Below are 19,087 nucleotides of genomic sequence, written 5' to 3'. Positions count from 1 at the left end.
GAGCACCTTGACGGCGATACCGGTCTCCTGCGTGAACGGCGTGTAGATCGCCTTCTGCAGGGCCGCACCGTAGGCACCGCCGCTGTCACGGACGACCACCGTCTTGCTGCCGCCCTTCGCGCTGCCGGAAGGGGTGCGACTGGTGCCGGTGCCGCATGCGCTGAGGGCGGTCGCGGCGGCGAGACCCGCCGTGGCTCCGCCGACTCCGCGCAGGAAGAGCCTGCGGTCTATACGGGCGTCTCTCATGGTGTGCCTCCTGAGGGTGGTGCTACGGGGAAAGGGGGAAAGAGGGTCGGCTGGGGATGGGGGGTCTAGGGGCGGGGGTCCGCCTCGTCGGATCCGCGGCCCATGCCGGGGACCGGGAGGGTGTCGGGTCGCGTGGCCGTGTCGGGGTCCCACGGGATGGCCAGGGCGGCCAGTTCGGTGCCGGGGCGGACGGTGAGGCCGTGCATGCCGTAGACGATCCGCCCGCCGGCCGGGGCGTGGACCGTGTGCTCCGTGCCGTCGGCCGGGTCGACGATGCGGCCCAGGACGTCGCCCTCCGCCACTTCGCCGATGACGTCGGCGTCGAAGGAGAACTCCGGGTACCACAGGCCGGTGGCCTCGGCGGTGACGCCGGCGGACCAGACCCATTCGCGGATCGGCGCCGGGGCGGAGCCGTCCTGGTCGAGGACGTCCAGGTGGCGCAGTGCCGTGAGCAGGCCGTCGACGCGGCGGAGGGCCGTGGGCTCGTCCCGCTGCCCGCGTTGACCCACCTCGACGAGGACCGCCGAGATGCCCCGGCGGGCGGCGGCCGCGTGGCTGTTGCCGCCCTCGGCGGTCAGCCCGATCAGGACGTCCTCGATACCGAAGGAGCCGGCCAGTTCGGCCGTCGCCTTGTCGAGGTCCGGGTCCCCGGTGAGGCGGTAGCCGACGAAGTCCCGCAGGACCTGGTCGATGCCGCCGCAGTGCAGGTCGACGTAGACGTCGGCGCCGTCGACGAGGTGGGCGAAGAGCCAGGCGGCCATTCGCTCGGTGGGGCCGCCGTCCGGGTCGCCGGGGAAGACACGGTTGATGTTCACGCCGTCGACCGGGGAGACGTTGAGCCGGCCCTGGTACACGGCGTTGGGGTTGGCGACGGGACAGATGATCACCTGCCCGCGCACCTCAGAGGGTTCCAGCAGGTCTGCCAGGCGTACGGCGGCGTCGATGGGGGTGAACTCGCCGCCGTGCACCCCGGCGGTGATGACGACCCGGGGGCCGGGGCGGGTGCCGTTGACCAGGGTCAGCGGAATGTCCGCGGTGAGGATGCCCAGGTCCGCCCGGACGGTGCCGCGCGCCTTGGTGCCGGGCTCGGCGTGCAGGGAGCCGACGGAGAGGGTGGCGCCGCTCATGGTCATGCCTCCGTACGGTCGAGGGTGGAGATGAAGTCGATGGGCTGGGGTGAGGAGCCGTCCAGCGCGAGGTCGGCGGCGATGTCACCGAAGGCGGGCGAGAGCTTGAAGCCGTGGCCGGAGAACCCGGCGAGCAGAATCACGTTCTCGGCGCCGGGCAGCGGGCCGACCAGCGGACGGCTGCTCTTGGTGTAGCCCTCCATATAGACCGACAGGCGGGTCGGGTCGGGGTGCAGGTCGGGCAGGTAGCGGCCGATCAGATCGCTGTAGATCTCCAGCTCCTCCGGCCGCACCGTCCGGTTCAGCTGGTTGGGGTCGCCCGCGGGCTTGTGCAGGGCCTGGGAGAGGCCGAGCTTGACGGAGACGCCGTCCGGGGAGGGCAGGCCATAGCAGTGGATGGGGGCCGTGCGGATGAACGCGGGACGCTCCTCGCCGAACCAGACATCGGTGGTGGGCATGAACCAGGCGCTGACCACGCGGAGGATCTCCACCTCCCACGGCAGGCCGGGCAGCAGGTCGTTGACCCAGGGGCCGACAGTGACGACGGCCGCATCGAAGCGCTCGCTGCCGGCGTCGGTGCGGACCTCCACCCCGCCGCCCGCGACGGGCACGATCTCGCGGACCGTGGTGTAGCGGTGGATCACGGCGCCCAGCTGCTCGGCGCGGCGGGCGGCGGTCTGGATGGTCAGCTCGGGGCGGATGAAGCCGGCGCGGCGGTCGAGCACGGCCGCGTCGCCGTCCTCGATGCGGTACTGCGGGAAACGCTTGGCCAGCGTCTCGGCATCCAGGACGTCGTGGTCGAGGTCGTGCTCGGCGATGGACTCAAGGACGGTGGCCATCTGCTGCTGCTCGGTCGGCCCCATCAGCAGGCACCCGGTCAGACGGCGCAGCTCACGGCCCGTCTCCTGCTGGAGCTGCTCGTACAGGGCGTCGGCGTGCTTGAGGAGCGGGACGTAGCGGGAGTCCTCGAAGTGCGCGCTGCGGAAGATCCGGGTCTCACCGCCGGCGGCACTGCGGTCGTGGCCAGGGGCGTACCGGTCGTAGCCGACGACCTCGGCGCCGCGGGCCGCCAGCCGCCAGGCGGCCTGACTGCCCATCGTTCCCACGCCGACCACGGCGACGCGCTTCCTGGCAGCTGACACAGGACTTTCCTTTCGTATCGCCGGGGCGCATGCTGAGCCCCCGACGTGAGGCTGATCGATTCGAGGTCGTTCAGGCGGGGGCCGGGCCCTTCGTCGGGCCCACAGCTCGCAACCGTCGTGTCTCGGAGTTCCGGCTCATGTCTCCGGGATCTCTCCCGGTTGAGCCGTGCCACATTGTGGAACGCTGTGCTAGAATCTGGCACGAGAATGACAGCGGCTCGAAGGCGCGTCAAGAGGGTGTCCAGCAGAAATTCCGAGGATTAACAGGGGGAAACTGGATGGAAATGAAGAGCGTCACCAGGTCACTGCGCATCCTGGAGGCCGTCGCCCAGCATCAGCCGGTCACCGTCGGGGAGTTGACGAAGCTCTTCGGCCTCCCGAAGTCCACGGTGCAGCGCACCCTGGTCACGCTGGCGCAGGCCGGCTGGTTGCGAGCCAACCGCAAGGACACCACCCGCTGGGAGATCGGCGCCCGGGTTCTGGCCGTACGGCCCGCCGCACTGCAGGGGTCCAGCCTGTTCGCCGCCGCCCGCGAGCCCATGATCCGCCTCCGGGGCGCAGTGAACGAGACCATCCACCTGTCGGTGCCCGACGCCCTGCAGTGCATGGTCGTGGTGGACCGCGTCGACTGCGACCACGCGGTACGGACCTTCCACAACATCGGCGACACTTCTCCGCTGCACGCCACCGCAGTCGGGCGCACCATCCTCGCCCACCTTCCGAAGCAGGACGTCGAGGAACTCGTCGCGCAGGGACTGGAACGGTTCAGCGACACGACCCCCGCCAGCTCCGACGAGCTGCGCGCCGAGCTGGACCGCATCCGCACCGACAGGTACGCGATCAACACCAACCAGTACCGCCCGGGCGTCTGCGCCCTCGCCGCGCCCGTACTCGACGAGGCCGGAACACCGCTGGCCGCCGTGGCCATCTCGATGCCCGACTCCCGGTACGACGCGGACCGGGCACCGGAGTGGGGCCGCCTCGTCGCCGACACGGCCGCGGAGATCACCGGACGCCTGGTGGGTGCCTGAGCGGAAGGCGGTGGCCCGAGAGCCCCGCACCCGACAAGGGCCGGCTCGCACGCGCAAGCGTGGGAGCCGGCCCTCAGTGCATCTCGAGGCACCCACCGCCTGCGCCCACTGAAGGAGGGCCCGGGCACAAGGCGGCTGCCCCACACGGCGCGGCACAGCGCCGTCCGGGCGCTGTCGCCGGTCATCTCCGCGAGGAACAGCGGATTCCTGCAACTCGACACCGGCCCCATCACCGGCCCCACCGACTCTATGCCAGATTGTGGAACGCAGTGCTAGCATCTGGCACGACATGTCCACGACTCCTGGGAGGGAGTCGAGAAGTGAGCACGCCGCAGCCACACAACTGACGGGGGCACCGGAATTGGAAATGAAGAGCGTCACCAGGTCACTGCGCATCCTGGAGGCGGTCGCCAAGCATCAGCCCGTGACCGTGGGAGAGCTGACGAAGCTCTTCGGCCTGCCGAAATCGACCGTGCAGCGCACCCTGGTCACGCTGGCGCAGGCCGGCTGGCTGCGAGCCAACCGCAAGGACACCACCCGCTGGGAGATCGGCGCCCGCATCCTCGCTGTACGGCCCGCCGCCCTGCAGGGGTCCAGCCTGTTCGCCGCCGCCCGCGAGCCCATGACGCGGCTCCGCGACGCGGTGAACGAGACCATCCACCTGTCGGTGCCCGACGCCCTGCAGTGCATGGTCGTGGTGGACCGCGTCGACTGCGACCACGCCGTGCGGACGCACCACGCCATCGGCGACACCTCCCCCCTGCACGCCACGGCCGGCGGACACGCGGTCCTCGCCCATCTGCCGAAGTCCGAGGTCGACGAGGTCGCGTCCGGCACGCTCGAGGGTTACGGCGAGGAGACCATCACCGACCCGGCGGAGCTGCGCGCGGAGCTCCAGCGCGTCAGAGACCGTGGATACGCCGTCAACCACAACCAGTACCTCCAGGGTGTCTGTGCCATCGCGGCGCCCGTCCTGGACGGTGACGGCGTGCCACTGGCCGCCGTGGCCGTCTCCATGCCCGACTCCCGCTTCGAGCCCGGCCGGCTCGCGGATCTGGGTCAACTGGTGACCGACACCGCGACTGAAATCACCGCCCGACACCTGCGCTGAGGGCGTTCCCGGGCCGGAGACAGCCGCGTACCGCCGGGGGGACGACAGCACGCCGGTCCGAACCGTGCTTACTTGCGCTCTACGGCGCCCGCTCCCCCTGACTGGTGCAGGCCCCGCAGCGGCGGTTCCTGCCTGGCCACCCTGCGCGCGGTACGCCCCGTACCCAACCCTCACGTGCGCAGGCGGCCGTCGGGCTGGGCGAACGCGGGCCGCCTCCATGCCCGGCCACCAGGACAGGTCGGCCGGGCACGGGGTGGCCCACGGTGCGCGACGGGGCGTACGTCAGGGCAGGACAGCCGCCGTCACTGCACGGGCACCGCGAGGTACTGGTACTCCAGGAACTCGTCGATCCCGACCCTGCCGCCCTCGCGGCCCAGCCCGGACTGCTTGACGCCGCCGAAGGGCGCGGCCGGGTTGGAGACGAGGCCCGTGTTGAGGCCCACCATGCCCACCTCCAGGCGTTCGCTGACCCGCAGGGCGCGGTCGAGGCCCTCGGTGAAGAGGTAGCCGACCAGACCCCACGGCGTGTCGTTGGCGCGGCGTACGACCTCGTCCTCGTCTTCGAAGGTGAGGATCGCCGCCACGGGGCCGAAGATCTCCGTGTCCATCAAACGGCTCTCGGGATCGACATCCGCGAGCACGGTCGGCGGGTAGAAGCAGCCGGGGCCCTGAGGCGTACGGCCGCCGACGAGCACCTCGGCGCCGCGCTCCACCGCGTCGGCGACCAGCTCCTCGACCTTGGCCCGTCCCTTCGCGTCGATCAGCGGACCGACATCGACCCCGTCCCGGGTGCCGGGGCCCACCACCAACGCGCCCATGCGCTCGGCGAGCCGCCGCCCGAACTCCTCCGCCACCGACCGGTGCACGAAGAAGCGGTTCGCGGCCGTGCACGCCTCACCCATGTTGCGCATCTTGGCGACCATCGCGCCGTCCACGGCCTTGTCCAGGTCGGCGTCTTCAAAGACGACGAACGGCGCGTTGCCACCCAGCTCCATCGATGTACGTACGACGGTGTCGGCGCACTGCGCGAGCAGCAGCCGCCCGACCTGCGTGGAGCCGGTGAAAGAAAGCTTGCGAACCCGCCCGCCGCGAAGGAGCGGTTCGCACACCTCCCCCGCACGGGAGGTGGGGACGACGTTCAGCACGCCGTCCGGCAGCCCGGCCTCCTTGAGGATCGCGGCGAGAGCCAGGCTGGAGAGAGGAGTCTGCGGGGCCGGCTTGAGGATCATCGTGCAGCCGGCGGCGATCGCCGGGCCGATCTTGCGGGTGCCCATGGCCAGCGGGAAGTTCCACGGCGTGATCAGCAGGCAGGGGCCGACCGGGCGGCGGGAGAGCAGCATGCGGTTGCGGCCGTCGGGCAGGATGCCGGCGCTGCCGTCGATGCGTACGGCCTCCTCGGAGAACCAGCGGAAGAACTCCGCCGCGTACGCCACCTCTCCCCTGGCCTCGGCCAGCGGCTTGCCCATCTCGGCTGTCATCAGGTGGGCGAGTTCGTCGGTGCGGTCGATGATGATCTCGTACGCGCGGCGCAGGATCTCGCTGCGTGCCCGCGGTGCCGTACGAGCCCACCCCTCCTGTGCCCCCACGGCCGCGTCCTCCGCGAGCCGGGCGTCCTTGGGGCCCGCGTCGGCGACGTGAGCGATGATCTCGCCGGTCGCCGGGTCGTCCACGGGCAGGGTGGCGCCGTCCGCGGCGTCCACCCAGGCACCGCCGATGAACAACTGCGTGGGTGTGTCGGTCATGAGGTTTCTCCTGGTTGATCGGATCGATCGGCGGCGGGGTCGAGCAGTTCCGCGAGGTGCAGGGCGCGGATGTCGCGGTCTCCGGCGAGGTGGTCGATCTGTGTGGCGCAGCTGAATCCGTCGGCGACGACAACGGTCCGCTCGGCTCCGTCGACGGCGTCGAGGCGCGGTTTCAGTGCCAGGTCGGCGACGGCCATCGAGGTGTCGTAGTGCTGCTCCTCGAAGCCGAAGTTGCCGGCGAGTCCGCAGCAGCCCTCGGCCTCGTCGACCTTGCGTACGCCGAGTTTGCGCAGCAGGTCGCGCGGGCGGCGGCCGGTGAAGGTGGCGTATTCGTGGCAGTGGGTCTGCAGGACGACGTTGTCCGGCAGGTCGGGGGGCGTCCATTCGGGGGCGGCCAGGTCGGTCAGGGCGCCGGTGAGGGTGTGGACGCGGGCCGCGACGCGCTGGGCCGCGTCGGTGCCGAGGAGTTCGGGCACGTCACGCTTCAACGCGGCCGCACAGCTGGGCTCGGCCACGATGATGGGCCGGTCGTCGCCGTTGTCGAGGCGGGCGACCGTACGGGCCATGATGCGGCGGGCGACGGACAGCTGGCCGGTGCTGACCCAGGTCAGGCCGCAGCACAGGTCGTCCTTGGCGGTGCAGGGGATTCCGGCGTCGGCGAGTACGCGGCTCGTGGCGCCCGCGACCTCGGGGCGGAAGGCGCGCGTGAAGCTGTCGACGAAGAGCAGGGCCTTCGGAGGTTCGCCGGTCTTCGTGGCGCGCAGGGTCTTGCGCAGGGCGCGCCGGGAGGCGAACGCCGGGATCCTGCGCTTCGTGGTCACGCCTCCGAGGCGGGCGAGGACCCTGCCCGCCGGCCCGCGCAGCAGCGCGTTGACAGGCCGGGCGGCGTATCCGGCCAGGGCCGAGGTCAGGGGCAGCCAGCCCAGCGAGTAGTGGGAGCGGGGCCGGAGCCTGCCCTTGTAGTGGTGGTGCAGGAACTCCGCCTTGTACGTGGCCATGTCGACGCCGACCGGGCAGTCGCTGGAGCACGCCTTGCAGGACAGGCACAGATCGAGGGCGTCCTTGACCTCGGTCGAGCGCCAGCCGTCCTGGACGGTCCCGACCCGCACCATCTCCTGGAGGAGCCGGGCCCGGCCCCGCGTGGAGTGGTTCTCCTCGCCCGTGGCTCGGTAGCTGGGACACATCACACCGCCCGCGTCGCTGCGGCAGCGGCCGACGCCGACACAGCGGCGCACAGCGCCCTCGAAGCCGTCCTCGTCGTGCGGGAAGGAGAAGAGGGTCTCTACGGGCAGCACGACAGAGGGCGTGTGCAGCGCCAGATCGGCGTCCAGGGGAGCCGGGTCGACGATGACGCCGGGGTTCAGGAGCCCTTGAGGGTCGAAGGTCTCCTTGAAGGCGGCGAACGCCCGGATCATCCCGTGGCTGTACATGACCTCCAGCAGCTCACCGCGCGCCCGCCCGTCGCCGTGCTCACCGGACAGCGTTCCGCCGTGCTCGACGACCAGCGCGGCCGCTTCGGAGAGGAAGCGGCGGGTGGCAGCGCGCCCGGTGTCCGTGGCGAGGTCGAAGTCGATGCGTACGTGGACGCAGCCGGCACCGAAGTGCCCGTACAGCACCCCTGTCAGCCCGTGGGTGGTCAGCAGCCCGCGGAAGTCCCGCAGGTAGGCGGCCAGTTGCTCGGGCGCGACCGCCGCGTCCTCCCAGCCGGGCCAGGACTCCCCGCCGTCGACGAGACGGGCGGCGAGCCCGGCTCCGTCCTCGCGGACCCGCCACAGCGAGCGCCGCTCGGCCGCACTCTCCACGACTCGTCCGCCGGTCATCCGGCCCCGGGCCTTGAGCACGTCGAGCAGTTCGGCGGCACGGTGGTTCACCGCGGCCTCGTCGTCGCCGTCGAGTTCGACGTAGAGCCAGGCACGTCCCTCGGGCAGGCCGGTGACGGAGTCCGGCCCGCGGCGGGCGCGCATGGTGGCGACGATCGCCTCGTCCATGCCTTCCACGGCAGTGGGCGACCAGCGCAGGATCTCCGGCACGTCCTCGGCGGCGTCGACGACGTCGTCGTAGCCGAGAGTGAGCAGCGCCGTGGCGGGGGCCGTCGCGACGAGCCGTACCGTCGCCGCGGTGACGACCGCGCAGGTGCCCTCCGAGCCGACCAGCGCGCGGGCCATGTCGAAGCCGTTCTCCGGCAGCAGACGGTGCAGGTGGTAGCCGGAGACCTGGCGGGGGATGCGGCCCAGCTCGGTGCGGATCGGAGCCAGGTTGTCGGCGATCAGGTTCCGTATGTCCTGTTCCAGGCGGGAGATGTGTCCTGCGGCATCGGGGTCGACCGGGTGCAGCCCGTTGTGGTCGGCGATGGCGCGTACGCCGTCGGCGGTGACGATCTCCAGGGACTCGATGTGGCTGCTGGTCCGCCCGTGCCGCACGGACCGGTTGCCGCAGGCGTCGTTGCCGATCATGCCGCCGAGGGTGCAGCGGCTGTGCGAGGAGGGGTCGGGGCCGAAGGCCAGCCCGTACGGGCCCGTCGCGCTCTGGAGCGCGTCGAGGACCACTCCTGCCTCGACGCGCGCGGTGCGAGCCTCCTGGTCGATGTCCAGGATCCGGTTCATGTGCCGCGAGAAGTCCAGGACGACGCCGGGTCCGACGGCGTTGCCGGCCATGCTGGTGCCGCCGCCTCGCGCGGTGACCGGGACGCCCGTCTCACGGCAGGCCCGCAGCACCGCGCACACGTCGTCGGCGCTGCGGGGGAAGGCCACCGCCTGCGGCGGGACCCGGTAGTTCGAGGCGTCGTAGGCGTAAGCGCCGGTCCCTCCCGCGCCGGTCTCGATCCGCAGTCCGGGAGCGGTACGGGCGAGCTCGTCGACCAGGCGCGCGAGGGACTCCGTCATCGCTGCGACGCCCCTGCGGTACCGGCCTCCACCGCGGTCGTCCACGCCTGGAGGCCCTCGTCCACCGCCTTCTCGTCGATGACGAGCGCCGGGATCATCCGTACGACCTGGTTCCAGGCGCCGCACAGCAGCAGGAGCAGGCCCTCGTCGATGGCGGCGCGCTGCACACGGGCGGCAGTCTCGGGGTCGGGGCTGCCGTCCTCGGTGACGAACTCGCTGGCCAGCATCAGCCCCAGGCCGCGTACGTCCCCGATGGCCGGCGTCCGCTCGGCCACCGCCTCCAGGCCGGTGCGCAGCCGGGCACCCATCGCGTCGGCGTTCTCGACCAGCTTCTCGTCGCGGACGACATCGAGGGTGGCGCAGGCCGCGGCGCAGGCAACCGCGTTGGCGCCGTACGTGCCGCCCTGCGAGCCCGGCCATGCCTTGGCCATCAGCTCCTCGGAGGCGGCGATGCCGGAAATCGGGAAACCGCTGGCCAGGCCCTTCGCGGTGATCAGGATGTCCGGGGTGACGCCGAAGTGGTCATGGCCCCAGAACCGTCCGGTGCGGCCGACGCCGGTCTGCACCTCGTCGAGGATGAGCAGGAAGCCGTGCCGGTCCGCGCGCTCCCGCAGGCCCTCCATGAAGGCGCGGGTGGCGGGGACGTAGCCGCCTTCGCCGAGCACCGGCTCGACGATGATCGCGGCCGTGTCGGCGGGCGAGGAGATCGTCTGGAGGGTGTAGTCGAGCTCCTGGAGGGCGAAGCGGGTCGCGGTGTCCTCGTCCCAGCCGTAGCGGTAGGCGCTCGGGAAGGGGGTGACGACCACGCCGCTCATCAGCGGGGAGAAGCCGGAGCGGAAGCGGGTTCCCGAGGTGGTCATGGAGGCGGCGGCCACCGTACGGCCGTGGAAACCGCCGTGGCAGACAACGACGTTGGGGCGGCCGGTGGCCTGGCGGGCCAGCCGCAGCGCCGACTCGACAGCCTCGCTGCCGGAGTTGGTGAAGAACAGGCTGTCCAGGCCGGACGGCAGCACCTCGCCGAGCTTGTCGACCAGTCGCTGCAGCGGCTGGTGCATGACGGTCGTGTACTGGCCGTGGACCAGCGTGCCCACCTGCTCCTGGGCCGCGGCCACAACCCTGGGGTGGCAGTGCCCGGTGCTGGTGACGCCGATGCCGGCGGTGAAGTCGAGGTAACGGCGGCCGTCCTCGCCGTACAGGTGGACGCCCTCGCCCCGGACCGCCGTCACGGGGGTGGCCTGGCGAAGGTGCGGCGACAGTGCGGTCATGTTCGTCTCCCGGCCGTACGTCGTGATCTGCGTGGTCTGCTTGCCCTTGTTATCCCGAGTATTTCCGCCGGCGCGGACGGCTACAACGCGCGATCTGTCCGGCCTGAACGCGGTGATCGGACATTGTGTCAACCGCAGAGCCGCCGGCCGACGGGGCGTACGCCGGCGGACAGCTCTTGCGCAGGTCAGCGCCGCTTGCCACAGTGACCGGGCCACTGCCTCGAGGTCTCGGTTCCTCCCGCACTCCCGGCTTCTCGAGCGCGGGTACCCCCTATGGAGACACCGTGAACGACAAGCACCCGACGGATCGTCCACCGGCCGCCGACGACCGGGACACCTCCGCGGCCGGCCACGCGCCCACCGTCGCCGACGTCCTGGCTCTCCCCGTCATGGCCGCCGGACGGCCGGAGGTGGTGACCGGCGTCGCGCACCTCGACCGGCCGGTGCGCTGGGTCCACATCACCGAGCTCACGGATCCCGCTTCCTTCCTCAAGGGCGGCGAACTCGTCCTGACCACCGGCATGCCCCTGCCCGAGGACCCGGCGGGCGTGCGCCGGTACGTCGACGAACTCGCCCGCGTCGACGCCGCAGCCCTGGTCATCGAACTCGTACGCCGCTACCACCGCCCGCCCGACGCACTCGTCCAGGCCTGCCGGGCCCGCGGGCTCCCGCTGATCACCCTCGCCAAGGACGTCAACTTCCTGGAAGTCACCCAGGTCGTCCACGCACTCATCCTCGGCAGCCAGGCGGAGGCGATGCGCCGGACCCAGCGCATCCACGAGGCATTCACCGCCCTGACGCTGCGCGGTGCGGGACCGGAAGACGTGGTCCGCGTGGCGGCGCAGCTGAGCGGCCAGACGGTCGTACTGGAGAACCTGGTGCACCAGGTGCTGACGTACGAGGTCTCCGGCAGCACGCTGGAGGAGGCGCTCACCGACTGGGAACAGCGCTCCAGGGAGACGCCGACCGGTGACCACCCGGGCGTGGGAGGCCCCGAGGGCTGGCTCACCGCACCCGTCGAGTACCAGGGCGAACGCTGGGGTCGCGTGGCCATGCTCCCGGTCCGGGCCGTCGAGCCGTCTTTCGGCCCGGAGCACATCACCGTGCTGGAGCGTACGGCGATGGCCCTGGCCGTCGCCCGCCTCATCCACCCCACGCCCTGGGAGCGCACAGCACATCGAGACGCCCTGCGGGACCTGGCCGAACAGCGTCACCACTCCCCCGAGGACGCCCGCGCCCGCTTCGCCGCACTGGGTCTGCCCACGGAGGACAGCCGGTTCCTCGCGATCCTCGTGGATCTCGGTACACCGGACCTCCGTACGTCGGACTCGGACGAGGCCGCGGTCCTTGAGGCCCGTCTCTCCGAGGAAGCGCGGACCACAGGGATCCCGGCACTCGTCGGTGAGCTGGCTCCCGGCCGTCTCGGCGTCCTCCTGGCGCTGCGCCCGTCCCAGTCCTGGCGGCCTGTCGCCGAGTTGCTCGGCCGCGCCGCGCTGGACGTCGCCTCGACGGCGGTCGTGAGCGTCGGCTCCGAGGTCACGGACCTCCGCGACACCGCCCGCTCCTTCCGCGCGGCGGCCCGCGTCGCCGAGGCCACGCCGCCCGGCCAGCCCCTCCCCCCGGACCGCTCCTTCCACGAACTGCCCGACATCGGACTGCGCCGCCTGCTGTACGCATTCCGCGAGGACCCCCGCATCCAGGAGTACGCCGAACGCACGCTCAGCCCCCTCATCGACCACGACACCCGCCACGGCACCGACCTGCTGACGACCCTGCGCCACTACCTCGACGCGTCCGGCAACAAGACCACCACCGCACGCCGCGGCGGACTGTCCCGCGAGACCGTCTACCAACGTCTGCGCACCATCGAGCGTCTGTTGGCCTGCGACCTCGAGTCCGGCGAAGAGCGCACGGAACTCCATGTGGCGCTGACGGCACTGGACATCTTGCGGATCCATCCGTGAACCGGCCGGTTGCCTGACCGGCCACCTCGGCAACACGTCGGCGGCGGACACCGGTTGACCAGTGTCCGCCGCCAACAAACGCCTCGCCCGCGCCCTCGGCTCAGTCGTCGTCCGGAAACTCACCCGAGAACGCGGCCGCCATGCGCATCCAGGGCTCCGCCTCCCCGTGCCGACCCTGGCGTTGCAGGGTGCGGCCCAGCATCAGGTGGGCGTAGTGCTCCACGGGATCGCGCTCGACGATCAGGCGCAACTGCCCCTCGGCGCGCCGCAGTTGTGCGGAGTGGTAGTAGGCGCGGGCCAGCAGCAGCCGAGGTCCGGTCTCCGGGGCCTCCTCGACGACGGCGGCGAGCAGCTTCGCCGCGCCGATGTAGTCCCTGGCCTCGAACAGCAACCGAGCCCGCTCCCAGCGCTCGGCGGTGGTCTCCTCGTGCGGCACGCCGGCGCCGTTGTCGAACAGGTGCAGGGCGCTGGCCCAGCGGTCGGGCGCGACGCCGCCGTTCGCCCAGGCGTCGTTGAAGTTGTCGCTCATCAGTACTCTCCCTCACGCCGACCGGAGTGCGGCCAACTGCTGCTCGAAGGGCACGACGGTCTCTGTGGGCCGCGTAACGGCCCTGCCGCCGGCCATGAGCCCTGCCAGCTCGCCACCGGCCCGGCTGACCCGGGAAGCGAGACCACCCGTACGCCCGTCACCGGCTGTTCCCCAGTCCTCGGACGCCCCGTACACGGCAGTGGGTACGACGATCGCGCGCAGGTAGGCGAAGAGCGGGCGCAGCGCGTGCTCGAGGACGAGGGAATGCCGGGAGCTGCCGCCCGTGGCGGCGATCAGCACCGGCTTGCCGGTGAGTGCGCCCTCGTCCAGCACGTCGAAGAACGACTTGAACAGCCCGCTGTACGAGGCCGAGAACACCGGCGTGACCGCGATGACGCCGTCGGCTTCCGTGACGGCCTCCAGCGCCTCACGCAGGGCATGCCCCGGAAAGCCGTTGACCAGGTTGTGGGCGATGTCCGTGGCCAGGTCGCGCAGTTCGACCACCTGCACGTCCACCTCGCGTCCGGCGTCCGCCACACTCTGGCGGGTGGCGTCGGCGAGGCGGTCCGCGAGCAGCCGGGTGGAGGAGGGCTGGCGCAGGCCCGCCGACACGACCGCCAGCTTCAGGGGCTTCATCGTCAGGTCCTTTCGTATGGTCTCGGGTGCTGCGGTCGTCTCATCGTGCGGTCTCAGGCCGTACGGGTCTCAGGCCGTCCGTCCGGCGGCCGGCGCGCGTTCCGCGTCGCGGGCGGCGAGCAGTGAGGCGTGGGTGGGGGCGTCGGGCACGTCGGCCGGCCGGTACTTGGCGAACTCTTTCCGCAGCACCGGTACGACCTCCTCGCCGAGCATGTCGATCTGCTCCAGCACGGCTTTCTGCGGAACTCCGCCGCCGTCCACGATGAACAGCTGGCGCTGGTAGTCGCCGAAGTGCTCGCGGAAGGTGAGCGTCTTCTCGATGACCTGCTCGGGAGTGCCGACGGTGAGCGGGGTCTGCTCCATGTACTCCTCCATGGAGATCCCTCCACCCATCAGGGGCGAGTGGTCGAAGAACGGGCGGAACTCGCGGATCGCGTCCTGGGACTTGGGGCGCATGTAGACCTGGCCGCCGAGGCCGACGATGGCCTGCTCGGGGCTGCCATGGCCGTAGTACGCGTACCGCTCCCGGTACAGATCGATCAGTTTCTTGGTGTGCTCCTTGGGCCAGAAGATGTTGTTGTGGAAGAAACCGTCGCCGTAGTACGCGGCCTGCTCGGCGATCTCCGGGGAACGGATGGAGCCGTGCCAGACGAACGGCGGTATCCCGTCCAGCGGCCGGGGCGTGGAGGTGAAGCCCTGCAACGGCGTGCGGAACCGCCCCTCCCAGTCGACGACGTCCTCGCGCCACAGCCGGTGCAGCAGGGCGTAGTTCTCGATGGCGAGGTTGATGCCCTGCCGGATGTCCTGCCCGAACCATGGGTAGACCGGGCCGGTGTTGCCGCGGCCCATCGTCAGGTCCACGCGACCGTCGGCCAGGTGCTGGAGCATCGCGTAGTCCTCGGCGATCTTCACCGGGTCGTTGGTGGTGATCAGCGTGGTGGCCGTGGACAGGATGATCCGCTCGGTCCGCGCGGCGATCCAGCCCAGCATCGTCGTGGGCGAGGACGGCACGAACGGCGGGTTGTGGTGCTCGCCGGTCGCGAAGACGTCCAGCCCGGCCTCTTCGGCCTTCTGCGCGATGGTGACCATCGCCTTGATCCGCTCGTGCTCGGTCGGCGTACGGCCCGTGCTCGGGTCGGTGGTGACATCACCGACGGTGAAGATGCCGAACTGCATCGTCCTCAGCCTTTCATTCATGTGGTTGACAGATCAACCATACGCCTCCAACGCACTCCGGAGCTTCCCTATTCCGCCCCGCCGACAGCGGCTCCCGTCAGCCGAGTTCCGCCTCCAGCCACCTCAGGACGTCGGGTGTCACGGGGTCGGTGATGTCGGCGAACTCGGCATGCTTCTTGAGGAACTTGGCCACGTAGGGGCAGACGGGCACGATCCGTTTCCCGGACTCGCGCACGTCCACGAGGGCCTGCTGGACCAACTGCGCGGCCAGGCCCTGACCGGCGAAGGCGTCGTCGATCTCCGTATGGAAGAAGACCCGTTGCTCACCACGGTCGCGGTACGCGGTCAGACCGGCAGGCCGGCCGTCCACCAGGATCTCGTACCGGTGACGGGCGTCCACCCGCTCGACGATCGGAGCGGCGGGAGACTGGCTCATGATGTGCCCTTCGCAGGAGGTCAGCGACGCGGAGGATTCCGGCGCGGGGTGATGATGGCGTTCGGCAGGGCAGGCGCGGGAAGGCGATCCCCCGGATATCCCTCGACGGCGCCGAAACGGTCGGATGCCGCCTGCCATTCCTCGCGGGCCCGGACGATGTCCTCGTGGCTGCGTCCGATGAAGTTCCACCACATGACGATTTCCTCCTCGAAAGGAGGTCCCCCGAGCAGGATCACCCGCGCCGGAACGTCCGATTCGTTCGCGACCGTGAGGGCGTCGGCGCCGCAGCGAACGTAGCCGAGTTCGGCCGGGCGCAGCACGGTATCGAGCAAGCGGACATCACCGCTGTCCACGAGCAGACCGTGCTCGAAGGCGGTGTCCACGGGGAGGGTGATCGCCGCACGCGGTTCGAGGGTGATCTCGGCGCCGAGCAGGGGCGTGAAGGTCCGCACCGGGGAAGTGCTTCCGGCGAGCGAGCCCAGGAGGACCCTGATCTCGGCCCCGTCGATCCGCACGGGTTCGGGTACGTGGTGCTGGAAGTCCCGGCCGGCGTTCCGGTGCTCCCGGGGAAGCGCCACCCACAGCTGGACGCCATGGATGACGGTGGTGTGCGGGGTGGACATCTCCGAGTGGCAGATGCCGTATCCGCCGGTCATGAGGTTCATCTCGCCGGGCCGGATCAAGGCGCGGGTGCCGAGGCTGTCGCGATGCTCGATCTCCCCGCTGAACAGCCAGCTCACCGTCTGCAGCCCGGTGTGCGGATGCGGGGGAACATCCATGCCGCCCGACGTGGTGACCTGGTTGGGGCCGTAGTGGTCGGCGAAGCACCAGGCTCCGATCAGCGTACGGGCCCGCTGCGGCAGCGTCCGCCGCACGCGCATCGCACGCGGACCGCCCAGAGGCACCTCCCGCGCCGACAGCACCTCGACCACGGTCACTCCGGCCTGCCGCCCCTCGTCGTCGACCAGGGCTCCGCATCTCAGCTCCGCGGGTTTGGTTTCGACGTTGCTCATGGGGACCACCTTTCGCCACCTCTAGTTGTTACATCAACTACCATGCCACGAGAGCAGGGCTGACGGCCACAAGACGCATCCGGCGTACGGACCGGCCGCAGCGATCACAAAGGAGGCCCCGGGTGAGCAACCGCACCACCGGATCCGCACAGCGCAGGATCTTCCTCGACAAACAGAGCCCCAAAGCCTTCCACGCCCTCGCGCAGACCGCGGAGGCGGTACGCGCTGTCGCCGCCGAGGCAGAACTCGACCGCACCACGGTGGAACTGATCAACCTCCGCGTGTCCCAGATGAACGGCTGCGCCTACTGCCTGGACAGACACACCAAGGCGGCCCTACGCGAGGGCGAGTCGACACAGAGGCTGGGAGTACTGGCGGCCTGGCGGGACACCGACCTGTTCACCCGCTCGGAGCGCGCGGCGCTCACACTGGCCGAGGCGACGACTGATCCGACCAACGCCGGCGCACAGGCGTCCGCCTATGAAGCCGCCCGGCAGGTCCTCACCGACGACCAGGTCTCCGCCGCGATCTGGGTGGCGATCACCATGAACGCCTTCAACCGGGTGTCAATCATGAGCAAGCATCCGGTGACGGCACTCCGCGAGGCCTAGGCGCGACCGACGTAGCGGGCCCGGCTCGCCGTATCGCTCGATCATCGAACCTACGAAACGGTTCGCCATTTGATTGACACATCATCTACGTCTACTTAAAGTCCCCTGTTGACGAATCAACCACGAAGCACTGCATCCACCCCGCCCCCGGCGTGGACCGCATGAAAGGGACCACCCCATGTACGTCACCGCCGCCATCCTCAGCGTCCTCCTCGCCCTTGTGTCGCTGGCCGCGGGTGCGCCCAAGGCGCTTCTCAAGGGCGACGTCTCCGCCGGGCTGCAGTCGCACATGGGGCTGAGCGCGGGCCTCGTCCGCTTCGTCGGACTGGCCGAGGTCGCCGCCGCGGTGGGCCTGATCGTGGGCCTCTTCTGGCCGCCGCTCGGCATCGCGGCCGCCATAGGCTTCGCCATCACGATGGTCGGCGCGGTGGGCTTCCACGCCAAGGCCGGCGACTACGCCGATCCGGCCACGCGGGGGAACGCCATGGCTCCCATCTTCCTCATCCCGCTTTCAGTGGCCACTGCCGTGACGCTCGGACTCGCGATGTGACCCGCACATCACCGCGCGCCGACCGTCTTTCCGGGTCAGGACGCGTCCCCGTCCAACTTCTCCACGATGCGCTCGGAGACGTCGCCCAGGACCCGCAGCTCTGCCGGCGTGACATGGTCGAGGAACAGTTCGCGCACCGCCTCGACATGGAGCGGGGCAGCGGCCTCGATCGCCGTACGGCCCGCCTCCGTGATCACAACGAACGCGCCGCGGGCATCTTCAAGGCACTCCTCCCGCACCACCAGACCCCGCCCCGCCATCCGCGCGATGTGGTGGGACATCCTGCTCTTCTCCCACTCCAACGCGCGGGCCAGATCCTGATAGCGCCGCCGCCCTTCCGGCACGTCCGTCAGATTGACCAGGACCGCGAAGTCGGCAGCCGACAAACCCGACTCCGTTTGCAACAAGCGCGCCAAGCGGCCCCCGAGCCGTTCCTGCAGCCGGACAAAGCTCCGCCACGCATGCTGCTCGTCCGGTGTCAGCCACCGCACCGTTTCTCCCATGCTGCAATGGTAAACGTAGTTGACAGCTCACCAAACTCCGAAGGCGCGACCCGACCTGTCCTGCCCTGACTGTCCCGGGCCGCGCCTTCGGGCCCCGCGCGTCGGTACTGAGTGCTGCGTTGCCGGCTGATGCGGGCCGCCAATTCGCAGGGGCGGAATCTGCGGCCGTCCGCTTCGCGCAGCGCGAGGAGTACGGCGTAATCGCCGGGCGACAAGGAGGTCCCGTCGACGACCATCCACCCGACAGGCCCCGGTGGCGGGCACTCTCCGGCATTCGCTCTGCGGGCGCGAGGAGTCAGACGACGACCGTTGAGGGACGACGGTGACGATCAGCGAGAGCTACTGGGTGGCCGAACCGGAACCGTGGTTGACGAGGCGGTGGTGCGGGCGCTCGGTCTGTCTGCGGGCGGGGCCGTTCGGCAGTTGAGGTAGGTGTCCAGTGCGGCGGCGCCGGTGAGCATGGCGCGGCTTCGGGCCGAGAGACGGGCGTGCCAGTCACGCAGCGTCGACTCGAGAGGCGCGATGCCTCCGGCGGAACGGACCTGGGAGATCAGCGGGGCGACCTGTTCGAGCAGGTAGCCGCCCCGTCTGAGCTGGTGGGCCAGGAGGGCGTCGCGTACGTCGGCCGCGCTGTAGACCCGGTAGCCCGTCTGCGGGTCGCGGCGCGGCTGAACCAGGCCGGCGCGTTCCCATTTGCGCAGGGTGGCCGGGCGGATGCCGAGCCTTCTCGCCAGGGGGCCGACGAACATCTCGCCGCGTTCCTGGGGTGCGGGCTCGAGGTCACGGAGCGCGGCTTCGACGGCCTGGAGGGTGCGGCGGTCGTCGAGCAGCTGGGCGTGGCTTTCGTCGATGAGCCGAAGCGCGTCCTCGGTGGCGCCCTGGTTGATCGCCTGCATGATCGCCGTGGCCGTCTGGTGGCCGTGTCCGGGCACGAGAGCGAGGAACGCGTGCAGGGCTTGCGCGTGCAGCGATGTGTAGGTGCGGTAGCCGTGCGAGGTGCGTTCGGCGGCCGGAAGGATGCCGGCCGCCTCGTAGTTCCTGACCGCCTGTGTGGACAGACCGTGCGCTCGCGCCAGGTCAGCCGGCCTGAGCCGACCACCACTTTGAAGGTTTCGCCTCACTG

At 70.6% G+C, this 19,087-nt stretch carries 17 protein-coding genes and 1 pseudogene; 5 read left to right on the top strand and 13 right to left on the bottom strand.

All coding sequences use genetic code 11. From position 1 onward, the window contains the following. The 3 genes and pseudogenes from ACGFNK_RS44725 to solA all read right to left on the bottom strand — a co-directional run. Window positions 1-246: pseudogene (locus ACGFNK_RS44725) on the bottom strand (ABC transporter substrate-binding protein); the annotation flags it as partial. Window positions 247-311: 65 nt separating this feature from the next. Further along, the gene (locus ACGFNK_RS44720; RefSeq protein WP_393426844.1) at window positions 312-1,373 is read right to left on the bottom strand and encodes a succinylglutamate desuccinylase/aspartoacylase family protein; all 1,062 of its coding nucleotides are present in this window, start codon (window positions 1,371-1,373) and stop codon (window positions 312-314) included. Window positions 1,374-1,375: 2 nt separating this feature from the next. Further along, complete coding sequence (gene solA, locus ACGFNK_RS44715; protein WP_393426841.1) at window positions 1,376-2,515, bottom strand: N-methyl-L-tryptophan oxidase; 1,140 nt, start codon at window positions 2,513-2,515, stop codon at window positions 1,376-1,378. 284 nt (window positions 2,516-2,799) lie between these two features. Between solA and ACGFNK_RS44710 the strand changes: the two genes are divergently transcribed. Beyond that, window positions 2,800-3,546, top strand: a complete 747-nt coding sequence (locus ACGFNK_RS44710; protein ID WP_393426857.1) for an IclR family transcriptional regulator — start codon at window positions 2,800-2,802, stop codon at window positions 3,544-3,546. Window positions 3,547-3,913: 367 nt separating this feature from the next. Further along, window positions 3,914-4,657: an IclR family transcriptional regulator gene (locus ACGFNK_RS44705; RefSeq protein WP_393426838.1), complete on the top strand. Its 744-nt coding sequence runs from the start codon at window positions 3,914-3,916 to the stop codon at window positions 4,655-4,657. 302 nt (window positions 4,658-4,959) lie between these two features. Here ACGFNK_RS44705 and ACGFNK_RS44700 read toward each other — a convergent pair whose 3' ends face one another. The 3 genes from ACGFNK_RS44700 to ACGFNK_RS44690 are packed head-to-tail and all read right to left on the bottom strand — an operon-like array spanning window position 4,960 to window position 10,546. After that, window positions 4,960-6,399 carry an NAD-dependent succinate-semialdehyde dehydrogenase gene (locus ACGFNK_RS44700; RefSeq protein WP_393426835.1) on the bottom strand — a complete coding sequence of 480 codons (1,440 nt, stop codon included), beginning with the start codon at window positions 6,397-6,399 and terminating at the stop codon, window positions 4,960-4,962. Further along, complete coding sequence (locus tag ACGFNK_RS44695) at window positions 6,396-9,281, bottom strand: FAD-binding and (Fe-S)-binding domain-containing protein (RefSeq protein ID WP_393426832.1); 2,886 nt, start codon at window positions 9,279-9,281, stop codon at window positions 6,396-6,398. Before ACGFNK_RS44695 ends, ACGFNK_RS44700 begins: the two co-directional genes overlap by 4 nt. After that, a complete protein-coding gene (locus tag ACGFNK_RS44690; RefSeq protein ID WP_393426829.1) occupies window positions 9,278-10,546 on the bottom strand; it encodes an aspartate aminotransferase family protein in 1,269 nt (422 codons plus the stop codon). The genes ACGFNK_RS44695 and ACGFNK_RS44690 overlap by 4 nt, the downstream gene beginning before the upstream one ends. Window positions 10,547-10,830: 284 nt before the next feature. Here ACGFNK_RS44690 and ACGFNK_RS44685 point away from each other — a divergent pair, with 284 nt between their 5' ends. Further along, window positions 10,831-12,510 carry a PucR family transcriptional regulator gene (locus tag ACGFNK_RS44685; protein ID WP_393426826.1) on the top strand — a complete coding sequence of 560 codons (1,680 nt, stop codon included), beginning with the start codon at window positions 10,831-10,833 and terminating at the stop codon, window positions 12,508-12,510. A 100-nt stretch (window positions 12,511-12,610) separates the two neighbouring features. Here ACGFNK_RS44685 and ACGFNK_RS44680 read toward each other — a convergent pair whose 3' ends face one another. The 5 genes from ACGFNK_RS44680 to ACGFNK_RS44660 form a co-directional block, all read right to left on the bottom strand. Next, complete coding sequence (locus ACGFNK_RS44680) at window positions 12,611-13,039, bottom strand: tetratricopeptide repeat protein (protein ID WP_393426823.1); 429 nt, start codon at window positions 13,037-13,039, stop codon at window positions 12,611-12,613. A 12-nt stretch (window positions 13,040-13,051) separates the two neighbouring features. Further along, entirely contained in the window at window positions 13,052-13,675 is a 624-nt protein-coding gene (locus tag ACGFNK_RS44675; protein WP_393426820.1) for an FMN reductase, read from the bottom strand. Between the two features lie 69 nt (window positions 13,676-13,744). Then, window positions 13,745-14,851 carry an LLM class flavin-dependent oxidoreductase gene (locus tag ACGFNK_RS44670; protein ID WP_393426817.1) on the bottom strand — a complete coding sequence of 369 codons (1,107 nt, stop codon included), beginning with the start codon at window positions 14,849-14,851 and terminating at the stop codon, window positions 13,745-13,747. A gap of 97 nt (window positions 14,852-14,948) precedes the next feature. After that, window positions 14,949-15,287: a GNAT family N-acetyltransferase gene (locus tag ACGFNK_RS44665; protein ID WP_393426814.1), complete on the bottom strand. Its 339-nt coding sequence runs from the start codon at window positions 15,285-15,287 to the stop codon at window positions 14,949-14,951. A gap of 20 nt (window positions 15,288-15,307) precedes the next feature. Next, window positions 15,308-16,300: a pirin family protein gene (locus ACGFNK_RS44660; protein ID WP_393426811.1), complete on the bottom strand. Its 993-nt coding sequence runs from the start codon at window positions 16,298-16,300 to the stop codon at window positions 15,308-15,310. A 122-nt stretch (window positions 16,301-16,422) separates the two neighbouring features. On the opposite strand from ACGFNK_RS44660, the gene ACGFNK_RS44655 reads away from it, so the two are divergent. Further along, window positions 16,423-16,911, top strand: coding sequence for a carboxymuconolactone decarboxylase family protein (locus ACGFNK_RS44655; RefSeq protein ID WP_393426808.1), 489 nt, complete (start codon window positions 16,423-16,425; stop codon window positions 16,909-16,911). Window positions 16,912-17,089: 178 nt separating this feature from the next. Beyond that, on the top strand, window positions 17,090-17,461 hold the full coding sequence (locus tag ACGFNK_RS44650) for a DoxX family protein (protein ID WP_393426805.1): 372 nt from the start codon (window positions 17,090-17,092) through the stop codon (window positions 17,459-17,461). 35 nt (window positions 17,462-17,496) lie between these two features. On the opposite strand, the gene ACGFNK_RS44645 is transcribed toward ACGFNK_RS44650, so the two are convergent. Together ACGFNK_RS44645 and ACGFNK_RS44640 are read right to left on the bottom strand one after the other, a co-directional pair. Continuing rightward, window positions 17,497-17,964 carry a MarR family winged helix-turn-helix transcriptional regulator gene (locus tag ACGFNK_RS44645; protein ID WP_393426802.1) on the bottom strand — a complete coding sequence of 156 codons (468 nt, stop codon included), beginning with the start codon at window positions 17,962-17,964 and terminating at the stop codon, window positions 17,497-17,499. Window positions 17,965-18,293: 329 nt separating this feature from the next. After that, entirely contained in the window at window positions 18,294-19,085 is a 792-nt protein-coding gene (locus ACGFNK_RS44640; RefSeq protein ID WP_393426799.1) for a TioE family transcriptional regulator, read from the bottom strand. Window positions 19,086-19,087: the final 2 nt, after the last annotated feature.

Source organism: Streptomyces sp. NPDC048825 (assembly GCF_043198355.1).
Taxonomy (GTDB): Bacteria; Actinomycetota; Actinomycetes; order Streptomycetales; family Streptomycetaceae; genus Streptomyces; species Streptomyces xiangluensis.
Note: the sequence above shows the minus strand (reverse complement) of the source record. Positions and strands in the feature narration are given on the sequence as shown.